The sequence below is a fragment of the Mycobacterium sp. genome (genome assembly GCF_039583805.1).
Taxonomy (GTDB): domain Bacteria; phylum Actinomycetota; class Actinomycetes; order Mycobacteriales; family Mycobacteriaceae; genus Mycobacterium.
The window spans coordinates 4,923-7,825 of sequence record NZ_JAVKSH010000135.1; the positions used below are offsets into that span (position 1 = coordinate 4,923).

At 70.6% G+C, this 2,903-nt stretch carries 4 protein-coding genes; 3 read left to right on the forward strand and 1 reads right to left on the reverse strand.

Annotation, left to right across the window (positions count from 1 at the left end):
- Positions 1 to 235 (reverse strand): hypothetical protein (locus ABDW21_RS15285; protein WP_343710666.1); only part of this gene is annotated, 235 nt, incomplete at its 3' end.
- 69 nt (positions 236 to 304) lie between these two features.
- Here ABDW21_RS15285 and ABDW21_RS15290 point away from each other — a divergent pair.
- Genes ABDW21_RS15290 through ABDW21_RS15300 form a run of 3 tightly spaced genes read left to right on the forward strand, consistent with a single transcriptional unit; the run spans position 305 to position 2,902 of the window.
- On the forward strand, positions 305 to 1,105 hold the full coding sequence (locus ABDW21_RS15290) for a crotonase/enoyl-CoA hydratase family protein (protein ID WP_343603287.1): 801 nt from the start codon (positions 305 to 307) through the stop codon (positions 1,103 to 1,105).
- Positions 1,106 to 1,115: 10 nt separating this feature from the next.
- On the forward strand, positions 1,116 to 2,609 hold the full coding sequence (locus ABDW21_RS15295; protein ID WP_343710667.1) for a fatty acid--CoA ligase family protein: 1,494 nt from the start codon (positions 1,116 to 1,118) through the stop codon (positions 2,607 to 2,609).
- On the forward strand, positions 2,606 to 2,902 hold the full coding sequence (locus tag ABDW21_RS15300; protein WP_343603289.1) for a hypothetical protein: 297 nt from the start codon (positions 2,606 to 2,608) through the stop codon (positions 2,900 to 2,902). The genes ABDW21_RS15295 and ABDW21_RS15300 overlap by 4 nt, the downstream gene beginning before the upstream one ends.
- Position 2,903: the final 1 nt, after the last annotated feature.

The window sequence follows — 2,903 nt, forward strand, 5'->3', positions numbered from 1 at the left end:
ACGCCGACAGGGCCGACGCCGACAGGGCCGACGCCGACAGGGCCGACGCCGACAGGGCCGACGCCGACAGGGCCGACGCCACCAATCCGGCGAGCGCTGCGAGGCCCTGGTCGACGACACTTTCCAGGCCGCCGATGTTGCCTGCGTTGAAGACAACGTCGGTGGCGTTGGCCGGGACGAGCAGGGCTTGCGTCAGCACTGATACGCTCTCCGTCACCTCGGGGTCAGGGCGCACAGCTCGACGGTGGGGGTGACCGACGCCGCACGCCGCACGGATAGCATCGCCTGAGCAGCCGTCACCGAGATGTCGAAGGAGCGTCACACCGTCGTGAGCACCGTCAGCGAACACAGCGACGTCCTCGTCGAACAGCGCGACCGGATCCTGATCGTCACCATCAACCGGCCGGACGCCAAAAACGCGATCAACGCCGCAGTCAGCAGGGGCCTGGCCGACGCGATGGACCGCCTCGACGGCGACCCCGGCCTGTCGGTGGGGGTCCTGACCGGCGCCGGCGGATCGTTCTGTGCCGGTATGGATCTCAAGGCGTTCGCCCGGGGCGAGAGCGTCGTCGTCGACGGACGCGGGCTGGGCTTCACCGAGCGCCCGCCGGCCAAACCGCTGATCTCGGCGGTCGAGGGCTTCGCGTTGGCCGGCGGCACCGAACTGGCGCTGGCCACCGACCTGATCGTCGCGTCCCGAGACTCCGCGTTCGGCATCCCCGAAGTCAAGCGGGGCCTGGTCGCCGGCGGCGGGGGGCTGCTGCGGCTGCCCGACCGCATCCCATACTCGATTGCCATGGAGCTGGCCTTGACCGGGGAGCACCTGCCCGCCGAGCGGGGGCACGCGCTGGGGCTGGTGAACGTGCTGACCGGGCCGGGCGGTGCGCTGGAGGCGGCGATCGCGCTGGCCGAGAAGATCACCGCCAACGGGCCGTTGGCGGTGGCCGCGACCAAGCGGATCATCGTCGAGTCGCGCGGCTGGAGCCCGCAGGCCATGTTCGCCGAGCAGCTGAAGATCATGATCCCGGTGTTCGCGTCCAACGACGCGAAAGAGGGGGCGATCGCCTTCGCCGAGAAGCGTCCGCCGCGCTGGACCGGCACCTGACGCCCCCGCCGTGAGCATCGCAGTACTGCTGGAGATGGCCGTCTCGAGCCACCCTGAGAGAACGGCGGTGGTCGCCGACGACACCCGGCTGACCACCGGGCAGTTGAGCGATCTCGCCGACGGCGGCGCCGCTGTGATCGCGGCGTCCCACGCCAAGCACGTCGTCTACGTCGGCACCGGCGGGGCGATGCTGCCGCTGCTGCTGTTCGCCTCGGCGCGCGCCGGGCGCGCGTTCACCCCAGTCAACTACCGGCTGTCGTCCGAGGGAATCCAGACTCTGATTCGGCAGCTCCCCGAACCGCTGGTGGTCGTGGAGCGCCGCTATCGAGACATGATCGGTGACGGCAACAAGCACGTGATGGAGTCCGACGAGTTCGTGGACGCAGCCCGCAGCGCCGAGCCGGCCGCCCAGTTCCCCGACCCGGACGCGACCGCTGTCGTGCTGTTCACGTCGGGCACCACCGCGCAGCCCAAGGCCGTCGAACTCTCGCACCACAACCTGACCAGTTATGTCACCGGCACGGTGGAGTTCGACGCCGCCGGGCCGGCCGACGCGGCGCTGATCTGCATGCCGCCCTACCACATCGCCGGAGTCGCCGCTGCGCTGTCCAACCTGTATGCGGGGCGAAAGCTGTTGTACCTGAACACCTTCGACGCCGAAGAGTGGGTGCGGCTGATCGAGGCCGAGCACATCACCACCGCGACGGTGGTGCCCACCATGCTCGACCGCATCGTCGCGGTGCTCGAGCGGGGAGAGCACGGGCTGCCGTCGCTGCGGACCCTGGCCTACGGTGGCGCCAAGGTCGGGTTGCCGCTGCTGCGGCGGGCGCTGGAACTGCTGCCGAACGTGGGGTTCGTCAACGCCTACGGCCTGACCGAGACCAGCTCGACGATCGCCGTGCTCACCCCGGAGGATCACCGCCACGCGCAGGCCGCGACCGAGCCCGCCGTCGGCGGCCGGCTGGGCTCGGTCGGACAGCCGGTGACGGGCGTCGAGGTGCAGATCCGCGACGAGAACGGCGCCGTGCTGCCGCCGGGACGGACCGGCGAGCTGTTCGTCCGCGGTGAGCAGATCTCGGGCCGCTACACCGGAATCGGCTCGGTGCTCGACGCCGACGGGTGGTTCGCCACCCGCGACATCGCCATGCTCGACGAGGCCGGCTACCTGTTCGTCGGCGGACGCTGCGACGACACCATCATCCGCGGGGGCGAGAACATCGCGCCGGCCGAAGTGGAGGACGTGCTGATCGAACACCCCGATGTCCGCAGTGTCGCCGTTGTCGGTGTCGACGATCCACAATGGGGTCAGGCGATCGTCGCGGTGGTGGTGCCGGCCCTCGGCGCCGCCCCCGACCCGGACGAGCTGCGCGCGTACGTCCGCACGAACCTGCGCGGGTCGCGAACCCCCGACCGGGTAGTGTTCCGCGACGAGTTGCCGACGACCGCCACCGGAAAGGTGCTGCGCCGCGAGATCGTCGAGGAGCTGGGAGGACTGCACGCATGATCAAGAACGGAACCCGGCTGGCCAGCCAGGTGTGCGACACTCAGGTCATCGTCGTGCGCAGCGCGGAGTCCCTCGACGACCTGCGCTGCGGCGGCGCGCCGATGGTGCCGCTGGGCGCGGAGCGGGCCGGTGAGCCGGATCCGGCGTTCGCCGGCGGCAGCGTGATGGGCAAACGCTACGTCGACGAGACCGGCGCCGAGGTGCTGGTGACCAAGGCTGGCGCGGGCACCCTGGCCATCGGTGGCACGGCGTTGAGCGTCAAAGAGGCCAAGCCGTTGCCGGCCAGCGACTAGG

What these genes read in the sequence shown, in the direction of transcription:
- ABDW21_RS15290 (WP_343603287.1), top strand. Translation starts at nt 305, where the DNA reads ATGTCGAAGGAGCGTCACACCGTCGTGAGCACCGTCAGCGAACACAGC.
- ABDW21_RS15300 (WP_343603289.1), top strand. Translation starts at nt 2,606, where the DNA reads ATGATCAAGAACGGAACCCGGCTGGCCAGCCAGGTGTGCGACACTCAG.